The organism is Sphingomonas sp. Leaf198, assembly GCF_001424005.1.
Classification (GTDB): domain Bacteria; phylum Pseudomonadota; class Alphaproteobacteria; order Sphingomonadales; family Sphingomonadaceae; genus Sphingomonas.
Genome location: NZ_LMPX01000001.1, coordinates 1,549,360 through 1,566,694, shown reverse-complemented (window position 1 = coordinate 1,566,694; position 17,335 = coordinate 1,549,360). Strand labels below are relative to the sequence as shown.

Genomic DNA, 17,335 nt, shown 5'->3' with positions numbered 1-17,335 from the left:
CGGCCACAACACCTAGCTCGAACGTAAGGTGTCTTTCATCATTGCGGCGACCTTTGCCGTCAGAGCATCCAGCGTGAACGGCTTCGTCAATAGCTCCATGCCGGGTTCGAGATGGCCGTTTCCGACTGCGGCATTCTCCGCGTAGCCGGTGATGAAGAGCACCTTCAGACCTGGTCGCAACGATCGCGCGGCATCGGCGACCTGCCGCCCGTTCATGCCGTTGGGCAGCCCGACGTCGGTAATGAGGAGTTCGACCTGAGGCCCCGCCTGAAGCATCTTCAGTCCGGCTGCACCATCGGCCGCACCAATCACGGTGTAGCCTGCTTCGCCAAGAACTTCGTCGATCAGATGGCGGATGGTCGCTTCGTCGTCGACGACCAAGACGGTTCCTCTGCCAACAGTCGTCGAAGTAGCGCTCAGGGCCTCATGCTCCGGCAGAACGGCATCGCCGTGGTGCCGCGGCAGATAGATGCAGATCGTCGTTCCGATCCCCAACTCCGAATAGATCCGGACCTGCCCCTCGGACTGGCGGGCAAAGCCGTAGATCATCGACAAGCCCAGGCCGGTACCCTCGCCGAGTGGCTTGGTCGTGAAGAACGGTTCGAAGGCGCGCTCGATGGTTTCAGCACTCATCCCGGTGCCGGTGTCGGTGACGCAAATCGACAGATATTGGCCGGGCGGCAGATCGCGTTCGCGGCCGGAGCGATCGTCGAGCCATTTGTTGGCGGTCTCGATTGTCAGTCGCCCGCCGTCGGGCATGGCGTCGCGAGCGTTGATGCTGAGGTTGAGGAGAGCGTTTTCCAACTGGCCCGCATCGATGCACGCAGGCCAGAGGCCGCCCGCACCGACGACCTCGATATCGATCGCGGGGCCGACCGTCCGGCGAAGCAGGTCTTCCATGCCTGCGATCAACCGGTTCACCTCGGTGGGCTTCGGATCGAGCGTCTGGCGTCGCGAGAACGCCAGCAGGCGCTGTGTCAGCGACGCCGCGCGCCTTCCCGCGCCCTGCGCCGCCAGCACGAAGCGGTCGAGATCGTCGAGCCGCCCACGCGCGACGCGCATCTGCAATAACTCGAGATTGCCCATCATGCCGGTCAGCAGATTGTTGAAATCATGCGCGAGCCCGCCGGTAAGCTGACCGACCGCCTCCATCTTCTGCGCCTGGCGGAGTTGATCCTGCGTATGCGCGAGTTCCGCCTCGCGCTCTTTCTCCGCGGTGATATCCCGACCCGTCGCATAGGTCAGGTCGCCGGCGGGCGCGGCAACCCACGCGATCCATCGGAACGAGCCGTCCTTGTGGCGATACCGGTTCTGGATATGGAGCTGCTCGCCAGCCTTCGCGGCCTGATAGGCGTCAACCGTGTCCCGGTGATCGTCTGGAAGGACGAATTCATTGACATGACGTCCGACCAACTCGTCGGGCTCATACCCAAGTACCGTCGTCCACGCAGGATTTACCCGACGAAAGACGCCGTCGAAATCGATGACGAGCATCAAGTCGGGCGAAGTATCCCACATGCGATCGCGTTCGGCGGTTCGCTTGTCGACTTGATCCTCGAGCGTTTCGTTGAGGTCGCGCAAGGCCTCCTCGGCCGCACGGCGGGCGGAGATGTCGTTGAACAGGATCGCGACCCGACGATCCGTCACATCACCGACGCGAAAGGCATAGACGTCGAACCAGCGACCTAGCGCCGCGGAGCCCTCCTCGAAGCGAACCGGTTCGCCGGTCCGCGCGACCCGTCCGTAGATCTCGTAGAAATGCTCCTCCAGATCGGGGACCGCGTCGCGCAACCAACGGCCCCGGATCGCCTCGACGAAGCCGGTCTGGCGATAGAAGGCCGGGTTCGCCTCGATGACGCGGTAGTCGATCGGTGCTGCTGCATCGCCAAGGTCGACCTCGACGATGCAGAACCCGGACTCGATGGAATCGAACAGCGTACGATAGCGCGCGTCGCTGTGGGTCAATTGCTCCCGGCTGACCTGAAGCTCGTCGTAGCGGCGATCGCGGTCTGCGACGGTGCGGCGCAGATCGAGCTGAGCCATGACCTGCCGCGCCAGGACGAGCAGCGTCTCCTGCTGGAGTTCGGTGAATTCCCGCGCTCGGTGATCGAGGACGCAGAGCGTCCCGATCGCCAGTCCGTCCGCGGTCTTGAGCAACGCGCCGGCATAGGCTCGGATGTGCGGGTCCCCGATGACCAGGGGGTTGCAGTCGAACCGGCGATCCTTGGTCAGGTCGGGGACGACGAGGAGATCGTCTCCCAGCAGCGCCTTCACGCAGAACGAACTTTCCAGCGGCGTCTCGCGCACGCCAAGGCCGACCTCCGCCTTGAAAAACTGCCGGCCGTCCCCGACCAGGTTCACGACGGCAATGGGGGCATCGCAGAGCTTGGCAGTAAGCGCCGCCAACTCGTCGAATGATCGTTCGCGTGGCGAGTCCATCACGTCGTAACACGCCAGCGCCGCCTGCCGGTGCTGCTCACGATCTTCGAACTCGTCGAGGTTTGCCAATGGTCTAGTTTCTGTACTGAGAGGTGCGCCAGCGGTGCATTATCATCTCCCTGCAAACGGGCAACGCACAGATTTTGCCCGCGATCGGAACCTCTTGCGGACGCGTGACGCGGTGCTGGCATCACGCTAAACGAACGTCCGAAGTCTGTGCGGGCTTCGGAGTCAGCTGGCGGCGGCGTTAGAGCAGTAAGGTCACGCTGCCAGTGCCCGACGCAGCGCGGAGACTTCTGCATTGAGCTTCGCCAACTGATCGTGCGTCATGCCCGTGCGTTCGACAATTAAGGGCGCGAGGCACCCGGTTTCGGCCCAGCGTTCGCGACCCAACACGGTCAGTTCAACGCGGACCTGACGTTCGTCGGTCGTGCCACGGCTGCGATTGACCAGCCCGGCTGCTTCGAGACGCTTGGCCAGCGGGGTGATCGTGCTCGGCTCCAACGCTAGCCGTTCGGCGATCGCGCTGATGCCGCATCCACCGGGCGATTCATTCAGTACCTGCAGCACGAGGAACTGCGGATAGGTAATGCCAAGCCGGTCCAACACCGGCTTGTAGGCGCGATTGATCGCGATCGTCGCGGCATAAAGCGAGAAGCAGAGCTGATCGTCGAGCGGCAGCGGGGCGGGATCGGTCATGCGGTGTCTCCTGACTGCATCGTTAGCACGGCGATGATTATCGCAGCAAATAGTTCTTGCCCTTCACGACCACTACGCCTAACTAGTTATCGCGATAAGCAAAAGGAGAAGCATCATGTCCGTCGACGTCAAATACAGTACCGCTGCAACTTCGACTGGGGGCCGCGACGGCCATGCTCGGTCGGACGACGGGCGGTTCGATGTAAAGCTGTCGACCCCAAAGGAACTCGGCGGCGCGGGTGGCGATGGCAGCAATCCAGAGCAACTGTTCGCCGCAGGTTATTCAGCGTGCTTCATCGGTGCGCTCAAAGTCGCCGGCCAGCAGCTCAAGGTAAAGCTCCCCGATGACATGACGGTCACTGCCAAGGTGGGCATCGGGCCGCGCGCAGCCGGTGGTTTCGGCATCACCACCGATCTGCAAGTCGCACTGCCCGGGATCGAACGTGAGCAGGCCCAGACACTGGTAAATACTGCACATGAAATCTGTCCGTATTCGAATGCCACGCGCGGCAATGTAGATGTCGGACTGACGCTCGTCTAACCGCGAGGGTGTCGCCGGATTACGTCCGGTGACACCAGATCAGTACTTTAAGGTGACGCCATGCGCATCGTTCAATTTACCGGGGAAGAGCGCGCATCGCGAAGGTGAATGAACGTCCGGTACTGGAAAACCATGATCCTGCGCTGAACGTCCGATACTGGGTCTGGGCGGAAGGTGTCGAACGGGGCGCGTCCGCCCACACCCGGACGTTCAGGCTGGCGATCCGGGCGCCCAATAACGGCCATTCGTTAAGCGCGATGTTTCCCGTTTCTCCGTCTCCGATTGGCCATTTCGGGAAAGAGCAATTGGGAACAGATTTTGGGAAAGCGAAACCCGCAAGCGTCCGTCGGCGCGATCGAGGCGGCGAGATACCCGCCAGACGCTCGTAATTGGGAAGGGCGGGATGCGGCGATTGCCACTGGACCATAGCCAGTACATTTGGCATCCTGTCATCATGACCTTCGTGTTTTATATCGCCATTGCGAGCAGCGGACGAATTAACCGCCCGGCCTGATGCGTCGGGCCGGGTTTATCCGCATTTGAATGTCACGATGCCAAGCGCATCTGCGAAGGTCCTCGATTATGTCCTTAGAACAACCGACGCTGCACCTAGTGTGCGGCAAAATAGCTGCTGGAAAATCTACCCTTACGAGTGTCTTGGAGCAAAGGCCCAATACGGTTTTGGTGAAAGAAGACTATTGGCTGGCGCAACTCTACCCCGGCGAGCAAAACAGCCTCGCGGATTATGTTCGTAACTCAACGCGGCTGCGTGATGCCATGACCGCGCACTTGGTAGGTCTTTTGCGATCCGGATTGTCGATAGTATTAGACTTTCCTGCGAACACGCCAGTAAGCCGAGCATGGATGCGCTCCCTGTTCGAACAAGCTGAGTGCGCTCATCAGCTCCACTTTCTTGATGTAGCGGACGATGTTTGCAAGGCCAGGCTTCGTAAAAGGAATGCCAGCGGCATGCACGAGTTCAACGTCAGCGACGAGGATTTCGCGCTATTCACCAAACACTTTGTTCCCCCTGCAAGCAGCGAGGGGTTCAATGTGGTGTTACATCGTCCATGATGATTGCCCCTTCGCTATCGCACCTTGCGTCGATAGCGAAGGAGCAGCTTGCTGGTTTCCCGTTTCTAGATCGATTCCGGGAATGCCTGGCCTTCTCGATCGCCGTTCGTTTGCGGGAATGTCTTTTAGGTCTGGATCGAGACCGGTTAGAAGCCGACCCACCCGCTTGGATTAGGTCGAAGGCAGAGCACCGTGACGGAACCACATGATTGCATTTTCTGCAAAATCGTTGCGCGCAAAGCGCCCTCGCATGTCATTTGGGAAGACGAAAAGCATCTCGCCTTCCTGTCCATATTTCCGAACACTGAGGGATTTTCGGTCGTAATCCCCAAGGCTCATTATTCGAGTTACCTTTTCGACCAACCGGCTGAGGTGATCTCCGATCTGGTATTGGCAAGCGGGCAAGTCGCGAAGCTGCTCGACAGCCGACTGGCCGACGTAGGCCGGACAGGAATGATATTTGAGGGTTTTGGTGTGGACCATCTGCACGCCAAGCTGTTTCCCATGCACGGGACTAAGGCGTCGGAGTGGACGCAACACAAGTCGAACGTCTCGAAGTATTTCGATCATTATGAAGGCTACATATCGTCGCACGATTTTGAGCGTGCGGATGACGATGTGCTGGGGAAGCTGGCTCGCCAGCTTCGCGCTGATCCAGCGGCATAGTACGCTTTCCCGATATTCGATCGAGTTTCGAGAATGGCTGGAGGGCGGTGGGACAAGACGGACTTTACCGCCCCATCAGACTACTAACTTCTTCAACTTTTCCACCTCTATCTTAATGTTGGGAGGCGGATCGACGTCCGGCATGTAAGCGTATGCGCGAAGCATCGTCTCTATAGGTGACAAGCTGCTTTCGCCTTCGCGCCATTCGAACGTCTGCAGCCAGTTCATCGCTTCGACAGCTAGGCCCCCGGCGAGCCAACGGGGTGACATCGATTGCCGCATATAGCTTCTAGCCTTTTTACGGGCCGGAGACTTTGGGTCGTGCAACTGGGCAGGATCTGCGGCCAGCATCTGCCCGATCCGGTGTCCGGCATTCCTCGAACGCGGGTGGCCACCTGGGTCGGGCAGATTGCTCAACGCCTGGATCTGCGGCCAAGCGGACAGAGGCATGATCTCGTGCTCCCCCATAACTCCTTGGACGGCCGGAACTTGCATCGGCTGTGAGAACATGTGGGCGACTCGCGCTTGATTGATCGTTCCAGTGTCCAGCCAACAATTGTGGAGCAGTACCAGATTGGGCGCTATGAACGCGTTAGGTCTATCGGGGTGATCGATCTGATGGCGCCGCCCCCGTTTCAGATAATCTTTTTCAGGCACGATCTCGATCCAGCCCCGCCATTGTTCGGCGTCCAGGCTATAGGCAGCAAGATAATCGGTTGAGCTACGAGCAGCTACGATCAAGTCTCGGTCGGAGCCGGCGATGATCCCCTCTACGACCGTCGCATAGCCTATTCTCGCCCAGTTCCACACCATGCGAGACTGGCTATTCAATTGTTCGACATCGCCGATGACTCTTTTAAGTCCATGCATGCTCTCGTTGAGAAGGTGTTGGCTGGCTAACGGATCGAATACGCTTGCACCCACAGACTGCTTTTTCCTGGCAAATACGGAACGTCGTAACCGTTATGCGATCATCACCCCGCTCCTGTCGACCGACTAAAAGCGAGCGTAAAATGAAAGACGCGGATGTTAGTAGGTTCCGAACGTCCGCGAACAGGTAGGGCTTGACCGACAACGCTATCAATCAATGGCCGGGTAAAGGGATTATCGCATGGTGACGACGCGTCAGAAAGCGGACCATTCCTGCCGCCCCTTCTCAAAAGGAATCCTTTTCGGGAAAGGCCGCAGCGCTGGCGACGTCCGCTAACGCTATCTGCCTTCCCAATAGCGGACGGTCCGCATTCCTCTCCAACCCAGACATTCCCGAAATTCGATCCTTCGGGAATGCCGTTGAGCACGAGGCCGACCCTGCTAGCATAAGCCCATGAGCATTGAGGCCCCCGCAAAATTAGGATCGCTGCCGCCCTGATCGATGACGGTGCAGGCTGTTTGCTACTGGTCCGCAAGGCAGGGACCGAATGGTTCGTGCAGGCCGGTGGTAAGATTGAGGAAGGTGAAAGCGCCGTCAGTGCGCTTCGCCGGGAATTGGTCGAGGAAATCGGGCTGATTTTGACCGATAACGACGTGCGCTATCTCGGTTGCTATTCCGCGCTGGCCGCCAACAAACCTGACCATACCGTGGAGGCCGAAGTCTTCCATGTACGAATGCGGTAATCGGCGTCGCCGCATCACTCGTCTCCATCTGCCGAGCTAACTTACCAATGGCATGAATTCTGGGGAGCAAGTTACCGCCTGACAGCGGCGTCGTGCCCGAAGAGGAAGGTGAGCGCAGCGGGGAGGCGCTTTGCCCACGCGGCTTCTCCATGATGTGCGGTCGGATCGATGACCAGCTTCACCACTGGCGGTGCCAATGCGTCGGCGAGCCGATCGCGTAGCCGCCGCGCTCCAATGACAAGCCCGTTATTGATGTGTGCTATCCGCTCGCGGATCGGCACTGGAGCGCCGGGAGGAATTGCCGCTTCCTCGCCGCCCATCCCGATATAAACTCGATCGGGTAGTGTCGCGGCATCGGCAGCGTCGCGAAGCATTTGCCCATTGCCAGCCTGCAGCGACGGGCTCTCGATCAGCGCCTTGCCGAATAGTTGCGGATTAGTCAGCGCCAGATGAAGCGTGGCGATACCGCCGTATGACGAGCCGCCAACGCCGATCTCGGACGGATCGCTCGAGACGCGGAACGACGCCCCGACTGCCGGCATGACGTCGCCGGAGAGGAACGCGGCCATTCGATCGCCCTCCAACTTGCCGTTCGCCGGATTGAACGGGTCGCCATAAGGGAGGTACTCGTTGGCGCGCTGGGCCCCGGCGTTATCGATGCCGACGATGACGATGGGTGGGATCGCGCCGCTGGTGATCAGCCGGGTTGCCACTTCGTCCAGCGTCCACTCCTGGCCAAGATAGCCGGTGCAGGTGTCGAACGCGTTCTGCCCATCAAGCATGTACAGCACCGGATAGCGACGCTGCCCGGAGGCTTCGTACCCGGGCGGCAGCCAAACCCGTAGCTTACGCTCGCCGGGGAACACCTTGCTCTCCAGCGTAATCGTCCGGACCGTCCCGACGATGCTGGAGTGACAGGCAGCGGCCATCGGCACGGCAGGGGGCGTCTGTGCGAGGGCTGAACCAGCGGCGGCGATCATAAGGACTAGCATTAGCTCACGTCTCCTTGCTCGAGCGTTGTCGCTGCCGAAAAGCCGATCGTGCCATCCGCAACCTCGCTTACGGCGGTAAAAAAACATATGTAGATTTGTGAGTCAAGTCAGTTTGCAGAGCTTCGCCCTGTCTCCTGACATTGACGGATGCCTATGATCTACCAGGTTGGCAGCTCCCCGACTTGCGTCTTTAGTGGCGACAAATCGAGCATCGATAGGCTCCTTAAAAGCGACATCGTAATTATTGTCGCCCCGGTCAGCGTGTCGCACTCTGATCCAAATCGTCCCAAGGGGTGTTGTTCATCGCGCTTCTTGATGGCAGTCTGCGGCCGATCCACCGAACCAGTGTCGACAAGCCGCCCCCCAGATCTTCTGCAACCTCACGCTGCGTGCGCCCGCTCGTCGCCACCAGTCGGACAGCCTCGTTCTCGAATTCCTTCGTAAACCGCCATTGCTTCGTCATCGAGTTCGCCTTTCACCTCAGGGAAGTTTTCCACTTTTCTGAAGCAAGTCCAGTTGACAGAAAAGTCTACTTAGGTTGAGGAGAGGCATGGGCCGTAATCGTCGACCATCGAAGCAAATGCTGCTCTTGTTGGAGGCGCTGGCGGCGCACACGCAGCAGTGGCGCCACGGCTACGATCTGATGAAAGAAACGGGGCTTCTGTCTGGAACGCTGTACCCGCTACTGATCCGCATGACCGACCAGGGGCTGGTCGAGGCGGAGTGGCGCGAACCGGAACATCTTGGCCGTCCTGCTCGACATGCGTACCGTCTAACGAATGCTGGAGTCGCATTTGCGCGGACGGCGACACCTGCCGGCCCAATGGCCTTCACCAAGGCCACCTTCGCGTGACACCAGCTGTGTCGCGGGCTTTGCTTTCATTGGCCAGTCGGTCTCTCGGCTCGGATCGCCGAACGTGGGCGATGGCCATGGAAGCGGAGTTCGAAGCCGCGGTGGAGGATCGGCGTCCACTCCTGTTCGCTCTCGGCTGCCTTTTCGCAGCGTGGCGCGAGATCGGGAAGCACAGCGAAGGGCGCCTGACCCTTGCGAACTACGCGCTTGCCCTGGGGTTACTCATCCCGATGGCAGCTCTGCAGTTCCAGCAGGCGGTCGGCTTCCTGTTCTGGGCAGGAGGTACGCCTTTTGCCATCTCAAGTGACGGCGACGGACCGAACCTCTATTTGATCTGGTCCCAGAACAGCGCCATCCCGGTCTTGCTGATGACGTGGCTTCTGCTTGGTATGGCGCACCTTTGTCTTGCATGGATGCTCGTGGAGGGGGATTGGCCGCGCATCGTGAAGTGCGGCACGCTGATTGGAGCGTCAATGATCACGATGTCGCTGTTCATGAGCGTCTTGATGCTCGATTTGTCGTCATTGAAAACGCAGGTCGTGGAACTGGCAATCGAGTTTGTGGCGATGGTATCTATGTCGCGGTGGCACATTCGAGTTCTTGCAGGCGCCTCGTGCGATTGGCTCGCTCGGTAGCTTTTAGGCACCCTTCAATAATCCTGCGACTGGCTGGAACTATTCGGATCTACTTGACTCTTAGATCTACATATGTTGCTATTTGCATGGCTTGGAGGTGGCGAGGTTCAATGTTGAGGGTCAATGAAACGCCGAAGCCTTGTACGGGCTGAGAGGAGACAGCGTCAGACATGCGAAAGGGAAAGAGACAATGCGACGTGCAATTAGCATAGGTGCCGTTGCGGCTGGTACTGTCTTGTTAATTGCTTTATTTTTTTCCTACGAAAACCTGTCGTTGACGCCGGCGCGAACGGCCTGTTTGCAAATGACTTCTGCGGCACGATAAAGCTCGCCGACGGAGAAATGCTACTTAACGATCAACAAACCATATCTTACATTGTCGGAAGAGATGCGTATGGGCCGTACATCTTGCCACGCTTTGACGTTGGCGTAGTATCCGATCAAGGGCTCGACGTGGACGGAACGCGGTCGGTGCGCAAGCTGCGCCTCGACAGACTACCTTCGGCGACAAAGCTTACGCTACATGAGGGTTTGACGCCCTATGTGTTTAAAATGATGACGCCACATCTTCATAAATAATCTCAAAGCATGTATTAATTGGCTTGAACGATCTGATCCGAGTGAACATGGCCAGACTGATAAGTGCCTATATATGCTTTAGCGCGGCCGTCTCGCCTATGCTCCCGATCCCACTGCTCCCTGATCCTTCCGCACACCCGCCAGTCGTTATAACCCAAGGCTTGCTGCAAACCGTTCCATTTTTGGCACCAAGATGACAGATGGCGATTAAACTCGGTTATTCTCAAATTAAGATCGATTCCGAGAAGGCAGCCGGCTTCTCAATCATCGTGCGTTTGCGCGTGCGACATTCGCCTAACCAAGTCCGGTGGCTATGGGCGACCCTTTGCAAGGATGGCCTTCAGGATCGCTTCTGAACGGCGCTGGCCATAGCCATGGCCATACGCGCTGGACGTGATCGCGACGACCATATGGCGGCTCGGGACCACATATATCTTGTTACCGCCGTTGCCCGACGCGAATGAGACCGGGACCGGCTTGCCATTGATTTGCTGAACCTTCGAATACCAGAAATAGCCATAGCCCTCGGCGTAAGGGTCGCTGGCGGAGATGCTGACCTTCGGAGCGAGCGCGTCTCGTATCCAGCCCGCGCTGACGATCCGGCGTCCTCGATACAGGCCTTCTCCACGCACCATCTCGCCGATTGCCGCGAAGTCGCGGGTCGTGAGGGACAGGTTGCCTTGGCCTTTGGTATAGCCTGCGGCATCCGATGCCCACTCCCAGCGGCGAATACCCAGCGGCCGGAACAGCGAAGTCCGCGCAAAATCGGCCATCGATTGTCCGGTCGCCTTCGCGACGACGAGACCGGCGGTATAGGCGGTGAGCGAGTTGTAGCGATATCGCGACCCCGGCGGATCGACGCGGGGGACCGAACGCAGAAACGCCAGCGAATCTGGGGCCTCATCGAGCTTGTCCTCGTTGCCCGGTGACGCGGGATCTTCATCGAACGCGGCCAGCCCGGACCGCATCGTCAGGACGTCCCGGATGGCAACATCGCCGATCGCGCTGCCCTTGGATTCCGTCCAATAGGTGGAAACCGTGTCGTCCACCCCGTGCATCTTGCCCCGGTCGATCGCTATTCCGACCATCAGGGCGGTGACGCTCTTTCCGGCTGAGCGGATGTCGTGAAGGGTATTAGCCGTCTCGCCATTGTAATAGCGCTCCGCAACCACCCGGCCATCGTGAAGCACTACGACTACGCGCAGATCGGGATGGTCGTCATGCTTGAAGGCCGCAAGAACCTTATCGAGAGCGGGATCGATATGCGGCGCAGGAGCCGTAGCGCACAGCGCGGCAGCGCCAAGCGCGAGGATGACAACTTTGACTGAAATCACTGGCCGGCTTCCTAAAGGGCTTTGACCGGCCCCTGCGGCATGGCGGCGTCTGCGTCTTGTATCCGCGCAACATACCGTGATTTCTTGCGCCACTGTGCAGGAGTGGTGTCGAGACGGGATCGGAAGGTTCGGGCCAGATGGGGCTGATCGACAAAGCCTGCCGATTGCGCGACGTCCGCGAGCGAGGCGACACCCTTTCCAAGCATCGCTGCGGCTCGTTCCAATCGATGGCCACGCAGGTATTCGCCGGGCGAACATCCAAGAAAACGTTTGAACACACGGGCAAGATGAACAGGATGGACCCCGACAGCTACTGCGACCCTGACAACTGAGATATCGGGATCGTCGCTGGTGAATATCATTTCGACGGCACGGGTTAGCCAGCCCGGAGGATGTTTCGCCTCTTGCGCCTCGTCGGATGATAGCGGCAGCACGATGCCATGAAGTTGCAGGGCACAGGCTTCCAACCTGAAAGGTGGCGCCGCGTCGATCTGATGCGCGATGTCATGGGCAAGTCGATAAGCATAGGGATCGCGCATGCAGAGAGCAGCGGCCTCGGAGCCCGTCCCGCCGGATATGGCGAGAAAGCGCCCCCTGCCGCCGTGAAACCGATCCTGATGTGTCGTGCCGGGTGGGTTGTAGATCAGAACCGGTGTGTCGGACACCAGTGGGGCGCCGCCCGCCGACGACATATAGCCTCCAGCAAGCACGAGCACGAAATGTGCTTCATCATGGCTATGTCGTCGAACTTCCTCTTCGGGCGCGTTCGCGTTCAGTACGTGGAAGCTGAAGCCCCCGGCCTGCCGGCCCTCTGGGCCACTGCCCCAGAAATCCATTCTTCCCCGCCTGAGAACCATGAAATACGTTTGCACAACATTGGTTATCGCGCCAGCCAACACCGGGCAGCACACATCGCTTCTCATTTTTGCAAGCGGGACAGTTTCGGGAAGCTCCCGGCGTTCCTGAAACTCGATCCTCAATCGGGAAGGCCGTCGCTGGCCGGGCAGTGGCGATAGAAGGTGGATAGGCCGACTTGGAGCAGCTTCGCTATTTTGGCAGGCTTGTCCCCGGCTGCGAGAAGCTTGCGCGCAGTGTCGATCTTGTCGGGCGTCATTGCTGCTTTTCGGCCACCACCGGTGCCGCCCTTCGCGCGAGCTGCCGCCAAGCCCGCGATCGTGCGCTCCTTCACCAGCTCACGTTCCATCTCTGCGACTGAAGCCAATATGTGGAAAAGGAGCCGCCCAGAAGGAGTGGCTGTGTCGAACCCATCGGTGAGAGATCGGAAGTCCACGTTGCGAGCGGAAAGGCCCGCTGCTAGCTCAATGAGACCTCGGATCGAGCGGCCAAGCCGATCGAGCTTCCAGATCACGAGGGTGTCTCCTGCGCGTGCGAAATGCAGCGCTTCCGCCAAGCCCGGTCGATCGACTTTCGCGCCGCTCGCTTTGTCGGTGAACAGTCTCTCACAACCGGCCTTTGCCAAGGCGTCGAGTTGCAGCGACAAATCTTGGTCGGTCGTCGAAACACGGGCGTAACCGATCAGCATGGGTGCATCCTACGTGAGAGGGGCGACTCTTCGACTCCAAGACAAGGATGCGAGCCGCCCTCCGGCAGGCTATTTGAGCGGCAGGAACAGCTCCGCGACCGCCTCATGCTCCGGCACCTCCGGGAAGAAGGCGATGCGCTGGCAGTAGAGCGGAAAGTCGCGTGCCTCCTCACCGCTGGTGGGTAGCCAATCGCGGTAAAGATACAGGGCGGCAGGCTCTAAATTGTCGGTGTTGCCAACGACGCGCAGCACTGCACAGCGTCCGCCGGGGATGGTGCCGGCCTCGATCCGCTCGCCGTTCGCCTCGATGGGTCGATCGGTGCCGACGCACAGGTCCATGCGGTATTCGGCCGGAGGAGTCGTGCGCGGATCGGAGTGGAAGACGTTGAAGGTCGGGCTGACCTTGGGTGACAGCCCAGTCGCTTTGCGCCAAGCGATGAACCGCTGGATGGTAGCGCCGATCGTCGCCGGGTCGCCGCGATGCTCCATGATCGCGACGGATGTCGGCGATTCGTCGCGGATCGTTACATCGTTGATAGTGTAAGTGGTCTGCATGAGCTTGCTCCTCGCGTTGTCGAGAGGCCCGAAGGCCGCAAGCCACGGCTCCCAATCGGGAGCCTTCCTGAACGACGAGGGCGACTGCCCGACCCGTTGCCGAAAGGCACGGGCGAAGGCATCCGGGGCGTCGTAGCCGGCATCCATCGCTATGTCGGTGACGCTCTGCGCGTCCCTGTAGGCCAGCCGGTAGGATGCCCGCTTCATGCGGGCGAGCTGGACGTAGCGATGCACGGAAAGCCCGAAGGTCGCCGTGAACTGCCGGTGGAAGTGGTATTTCGAGAAGGCGGCGACGCCGCTCACCGCATTCAGGTCCAGATCGTCGTCCAGATGCCGGTCAATGTGATCCAGCACCCGCTGCATCCGGGCATGGTAGTTGTGAACCACCGCCTTCATCGTCCTGTCCTCCGTGGCGGCGCCAGTTAGACGTACTTGGATCGGAGGCGCTCGACCGATCTTGCGGTTCTGCGTTCGATCCATGCGTTCTCGCAAAGGCTGCTAGTCGAGAACGCCCAAGCCGTCTCGCATGCCCTTCGTTTGCGAGAATGGCGTATCGCGCTAAGTAGCGGTGTCGGGTCAGCGGTTGACTTTCGCACAATGCGAACGCCTACCTGCCCGAAGAAGGCAAAGGACTGCGTGACGTGCAAAACAAGGTCAAAATCTTCTGCTGCTGCGTTATGCTGATTGGGGCGCTCCTGACAGAAGTGATGAGCATCGTTGGTCGGCTGCACGACCCCCTCCGACAGGGGGTGGCGATTTTCGCGGGTATCTTGGCCGCTAGCTTACTGCGGGCCGAATTTCGTAAGCCGGTTGCGCGGGGTGGTTGAGGGATACCCTCTCTACATCGCATACCCCTGAATCCGGCCACACCGCTGATTAGGCGTCCAAGCAATTCCCATCTCTCGATCCTTTTTGGGAATGGCGGCAGCTGCCCAATGTCGGCTATCGCCACCCGCCCTCCCGAATGCAGCCGGTCTGGTTTCCTTCCCATTCCGGTCATTCGTGGTGCAAAAATCAAAGATTTTGCATCAATTTGGCGCATACAAATCTGGTCCCACTTCCTGTTCAGGCTGTGACTTACCCCCTATTCCCGTCATTTTGTCCCGTGCCCAGACAATGCTGAGTGTCCGCGCCATTGAACGCCCTCGTTAGGCGTAGGGTCGCCCAGCGGCGGTAATGAGCACGTCGTGATCGAGATTGCATCCAATCGAAACTCTATCCAACCATCCAAGACCAACAAGGGCACGGTCGATCTTCGAGCGCTCAACTGCGGAAAGGCGATGTGAAAGCCCGTTGATGTCAACAACCCTTACTGTTCCAGCGCGATATTCGAACTCGGCATTAACCTCGCCGATGGTGCGACAAAGAACGCGTTCGCGTTTGGCAAAGGAGACCGGCTGAAGTGAGCGCCAGTAGGCAGACGTCTCACCAATTGAGGGCGAAGGAGGAGCAGACGGGCGCGAGGCGGCGACTTGAAGCAGCAGGGCGACGACGAACAAGGCAGGTCTCCTTCGATCTGTCGTCTATGACATATGATTTCTGTTCGCCATATCCTGCTTCCTGATGCGACATTCACGGATTGATGCATTTTTGGCGAGCGCATTCGATGGCAGGTTTACCAGGGTGCGGCCCCGAAAGCCGCCCGGCCGCTTTCCTTCCTTATCACGACATTCGCGAGCGGATAGCCGGGCTTCAAATCGATCATGCGCAAAGATGAACTAGCGTCCGAAGTTGGGAAGCGAGGGAAGGGGCGTGAACGTCCGGTTCTGGGTCGGAACAGCGATCTACTAAGCGTTCTTTGCTGGCAAAACGCGCTTTGCATCAAATACGGCACCAAAGGCATCGCGTCCGACCCGTCGAACCAGCCAACGCGTGCCAACTGTATTGGCCGCCGTGGGATCTGCATTGATAGGTCGGCAGCACTAACGCGTTGTTAACCATGCGCCTTCTTTTCCATGCCTGCAGCAGGATTGTGCAAGATATGGAAAGGAAAAATAGAATGAGATCAGACAGATCGAAGCGGCGCGAGCGCGCGCCGTCAGCGTGGCCCGAAAGCCACAAGTAGAAAAAAAGATGCGGGCAGCAGCGCGTCTTTACCGATCGGTAACTTCCGATCGGTACTTCTCTCGAAGAGATCTTCTATTTTTCCTTTCTCCATTCCTTACACCTGTCCTTCTGACGATGTCCGCGTGCCTGGAGAAGCGCGGTTTACGTGCCGCGGCTCCGGCGCCGTCTGTAGGACGACGCCGGACGTTCCCAAGGCCTGACCTCAGGCCGCTCGTTTCTCCAGCCAGACCGGCGACGACAATTCGACGCAGTTCGCAAGCTGCTCATCTGCGATATCTTTGAGGCGTCGATATGCGCGGATATAGCCTTTCTCGGCGGCTTTGCTTCCGAAGCGCACCGGCGGGCGCGCGTGATGCTCGAGCGCGAGGTCGGCGTTGACGCGGTATGCACCCCAGCCTTCGCCGTCCGGGATGATCCAGCACTGGCCGCCGCTCTGCGAGAGCCAGAGCCAGCAGCTTTCTGCGATGAGGGCGCGGTCGCTCTCGTCGACGACCACCATCGCGATGGTTGGGAGCGGCGAGTATTCCTCCGGGAACGAGAAGTGGAGGATGTTCCGCTTCGAGCAGCGGACCCAGTCGGCCCAGTGGAGCAGATTGAGCGTGTCGATGGGGCTGCCGACCATAATCGCGAGGGTGCGATTGAGTTCGTCCGCTCGGCCGGGCTGGCCGACGAGAAGGTGGGCGGCTGCAGCCATGATGTTAGCGGCCTGTTGCTGCGGGGTACGTTCGGTCATGTGTTGCCTTTCTCTGATCGATCAGCCCAGGCGGATGCCTGGGCCGATCTTCTTGTTTTCCGCCCTCCAATGGGCGTACCTTCCCCTTTTGTTCAGTTTTAGTTCTCGGCGAGGGCATCGAGCTTTGCCGTTTCTGACGTCATGACGTCATGAAAGAGCTGTTCGCCGTAGCGGCGCCAGTCCGCGGCATAGCTGCGATGGTCGCAGTGCTCGACAACGAAGCCGGTCAGCCGGCGCATGGCTTCGAAGACGGAAGTACTTGCGCCGGAAAGGTGCCGCCGGCGCATCAACAACGCCGCGCAGGACAGCACATCCCCCTCGCAGACGCTCCGCACCGATGCCCACTTGCCATGTTCCATCAGTTGGCTGACGAGGTTTGGCCGGCAAGTGAGCTTGGCCGGGATGTTCAGCCGAGCTGCAACCTCCGCGAGATGTGCCGGGGTCGCGCCGCCGCAGATCTCGGTGCACAGATCGAGGTGGCCGGAGGCATCGCGACGCCATGGCGTCATAAGGCCGGCCAGTGAGGCAGGCAGCCGCAGACCGGCATCCATTGCGGCGATCAAAATCTGCGGCAAATCAGTGTGAAATCCGCCCCAGGTGACTAGCTGAACGCTGCCGAGCTGCTCCATGTCATCGAAAAAACTCTTCAGAATGGACGCTTCATCTTGCTCGGGCAGGCTGCGGGTCTCCAAACGCACCGGGCGCAAGCCGTCCTCTGCCTCGGTCATTACCAGCCACGACAGGGTCGTGATCCGGCGGCAGGGCCAGCGCGGGGTAGCGCGCGGGTCGTGACGTCGGTCGCGCGGATGAAGATCGGCGATGTCGGCGGGCGTGCAACGCTCGGCCGCCAGATAGCGGCCATGTGCTTCATGGTCATAGGCGCATTCGGCATCAAGGACGACGACGAAGCGAGGCGAGGTGCTCTTCCAGAGCGAGGTGATATCGTAGTTCATGGTGGTTCTCCTGCGGACGTTCGGTCCGCGATTGAGGAAGGCCGGGATTAAGGCAGGG

Annotated in this window: 18 protein-coding genes and 1 pseudogene; 7 read left to right on the top strand and 12 right to left on the bottom strand. The window is 59.6% G+C overall.

What is annotated here, in order from left to right; all coding sequences use genetic code 11:
• Positions 1 to 12 precede the first annotated feature (12 nt).
• The gene (locus tag ASG20_RS06875; RefSeq protein WP_443025884.1) at positions 13 to 2,508 is read right to left on the bottom strand and encodes a PAS domain S-box protein; all 2,496 of its coding nucleotides are present in this window, start codon (positions 2,506 to 2,508) and stop codon (positions 13 to 15) included.
• A 192-nt stretch (positions 2,509 to 2,700) separates the two neighbouring features.
• Positions 2,701 to 3,138 (bottom strand): MarR family winged helix-turn-helix transcriptional regulator, encoded by a 438-nt coding sequence (locus ASG20_RS06870; protein ID WP_056050112.1) that lies wholly within the window; start codon positions 3,136 to 3,138, stop codon positions 2,701 to 2,703.
• Between the two features lie 115 nt (positions 3,139 to 3,253).
• Between ASG20_RS06870 and ASG20_RS06865 the strand changes: the two genes are divergently transcribed.
• The 3 genes from ASG20_RS06865 to ASG20_RS06860 all read left to right on the top strand — a co-directional run bounded on the left by ASG20_RS06865 (position 3,254) and on the right by ASG20_RS06860 (position 5,419).
• Positions 3,254 to 3,679, top strand: coding sequence for an organic hydroperoxide resistance protein (locus ASG20_RS06865; protein ID WP_056050109.1), 426 nt, complete (start codon positions 3,254 to 3,256; stop codon positions 3,677 to 3,679).
• Between the two features lie 582 nt (positions 3,680 to 4,261).
• Positions 4,262 to 4,753, top strand: a complete 492-nt coding sequence (locus tag ASG20_RS18960; protein WP_082470779.1) for an AAA family ATPase — start codon at positions 4,262 to 4,264, stop codon at positions 4,751 to 4,753.
• 192 nt (positions 4,754 to 4,945) lie between these two features.
• Positions 4,946 to 5,419 carry an HIT family protein gene (locus tag ASG20_RS06860; protein ID WP_056050107.1) on the top strand — a complete coding sequence of 158 codons (474 nt, stop codon included), beginning with the start codon at positions 4,946 to 4,948 and terminating at the stop codon, positions 5,417 to 5,419.
• A gap of 75 nt (positions 5,420 to 5,494) precedes the next feature.
• On the opposite strand, the gene ASG20_RS06855 is transcribed toward ASG20_RS06860, so the two are convergent.
• On the bottom strand, positions 5,495 to 6,343 hold the full coding sequence (locus tag ASG20_RS06855; RefSeq protein ID WP_156364068.1) for a hypothetical protein: 849 nt from the start codon (positions 6,341 to 6,343) through the stop codon (positions 5,495 to 5,497).
• A gap of 423 nt (positions 6,344 to 6,766) precedes the next feature.
• Here ASG20_RS06855 and ASG20_RS06850 point away from each other — a divergent pair, with 423 nt between their 5' ends.
• Positions 6,767 to 7,033, top strand: coding sequence for an NUDIX hydrolase (locus tag ASG20_RS06850; protein ID WP_082470778.1), 267 nt, complete (start codon positions 6,767 to 6,769; stop codon positions 7,031 to 7,033).
• A 71-nt stretch (positions 7,034 to 7,104) separates the two neighbouring features.
• Here the strand turns inward: ASG20_RS06850 and ASG20_RS06845 are convergent, their stop codons facing one another.
• Both ASG20_RS06845 and ASG20_RS18955 read right to left on the bottom strand, forming a co-directional pair.
• Positions 7,105 to 8,013 (bottom strand): alpha/beta hydrolase, encoded by a 909-nt coding sequence (locus ASG20_RS06845; RefSeq protein WP_056050101.1) that lies wholly within the window; start codon positions 8,011 to 8,013, stop codon positions 7,105 to 7,107.
• 334 nt (positions 8,014 to 8,347) lie between these two features.
• Positions 8,348 to 8,488 (bottom strand): annotated as a pseudogene (locus tag ASG20_RS18955) (transposase); the annotation flags it as partial.
• A gap of 87 nt (positions 8,489 to 8,575) precedes the next feature.
• On the opposite strand from ASG20_RS18955, the gene ASG20_RS06840 reads away from it, so the two are divergent.
• Entirely contained in the window at positions 8,576 to 8,878 is a 303-nt protein-coding gene (locus tag ASG20_RS06840) for a PadR family transcriptional regulator (protein WP_056050099.1), read from the top strand.
• 77 nt (positions 8,879 to 8,955) lie between these two features.
• The gene (locus tag ASG20_RS06835; RefSeq protein WP_156364066.1) at positions 8,956 to 9,513 is read left to right on the top strand and encodes a hypothetical protein; all 558 of its coding nucleotides are present in this window, start codon (positions 8,956 to 8,958) and stop codon (positions 9,511 to 9,513) included.
• An 890-nt stretch (positions 9,514 to 10,403) separates the two neighbouring features.
• On the opposite strand, the gene ASG20_RS06830 is transcribed toward ASG20_RS06835, so the two are convergent.
• Entirely contained in the window at positions 10,404 to 11,264 is an 861-nt protein-coding gene (locus ASG20_RS06830; protein WP_201780692.1) for a serine hydrolase domain-containing protein, read from the bottom strand.
• 9 nt (positions 11,265 to 11,273) lie between these two features.
• Here ASG20_RS06830 and ASG20_RS19780 point away from each other — a divergent pair, with 9 nt between their 5' ends.
• Positions 11,274 to 11,420, top strand: a complete 147-nt coding sequence (locus ASG20_RS19780; RefSeq protein WP_201780691.1) for a hypothetical protein — start codon at positions 11,274 to 11,276, stop codon at positions 11,418 to 11,420.
• Between the two features lie 17 nt (positions 11,421 to 11,437).
• Here ASG20_RS19780 and ASG20_RS18950 read toward each other — a convergent pair whose 3' ends face one another.
• The 6 genes from ASG20_RS18950 to ASG20_RS06800 all read right to left on the bottom strand — a co-directional run bounded on the left by ASG20_RS18950 (position 11,438) and on the right by ASG20_RS06800 (position 17,277).
• Positions 11,438 to 12,406, bottom strand: coding sequence for a helix-turn-helix transcriptional regulator (locus ASG20_RS18950; protein WP_156364065.1), 969 nt, complete (start codon positions 12,404 to 12,406; stop codon positions 11,438 to 11,440).
• Positions 12,403 to 12,969: a recombinase family protein gene (locus ASG20_RS06820; RefSeq protein WP_056050091.1), complete on the bottom strand. Its 567-nt coding sequence runs from the start codon at positions 12,967 to 12,969 to the stop codon at positions 12,403 to 12,405. The genes ASG20_RS18950 and ASG20_RS06820 overlap by 4 nt, the downstream gene beginning before the upstream one ends.
• A 69-nt stretch (positions 12,970 to 13,038) precedes the next feature.
• On the bottom strand, positions 13,039 to 13,920 hold the full coding sequence (locus tag ASG20_RS06815) for an AraC family transcriptional regulator (protein ID WP_056050088.1): 882 nt from the start codon (positions 13,918 to 13,920) through the stop codon (positions 13,039 to 13,041).
• 752 nt (positions 13,921 to 14,672) lie between these two features.
• Positions 14,673 to 15,023, bottom strand: a complete 351-nt coding sequence (locus ASG20_RS19305) for a hypothetical protein (RefSeq protein WP_156364063.1) — start codon at positions 15,021 to 15,023, stop codon at positions 14,673 to 14,675.
• Between the two features lie 770 nt (positions 15,024 to 15,793).
• Positions 15,794 to 16,324 carry a hypothetical protein gene (locus ASG20_RS06805; RefSeq protein ID WP_056050084.1) on the bottom strand — a complete coding sequence of 177 codons (531 nt, stop codon included), beginning with the start codon at positions 16,322 to 16,324 and terminating at the stop codon, positions 15,794 to 15,796.
• 98 nt (positions 16,325 to 16,422) lie between these two features.
• Positions 16,423 to 17,277 (bottom strand): hypothetical protein, encoded by an 855-nt coding sequence (locus ASG20_RS06800; protein ID WP_056050083.1) that lies wholly within the window; start codon positions 17,275 to 17,277, stop codon positions 16,423 to 16,425.
• Positions 17,278 to 17,335 lie beyond the last annotated feature (58 nt).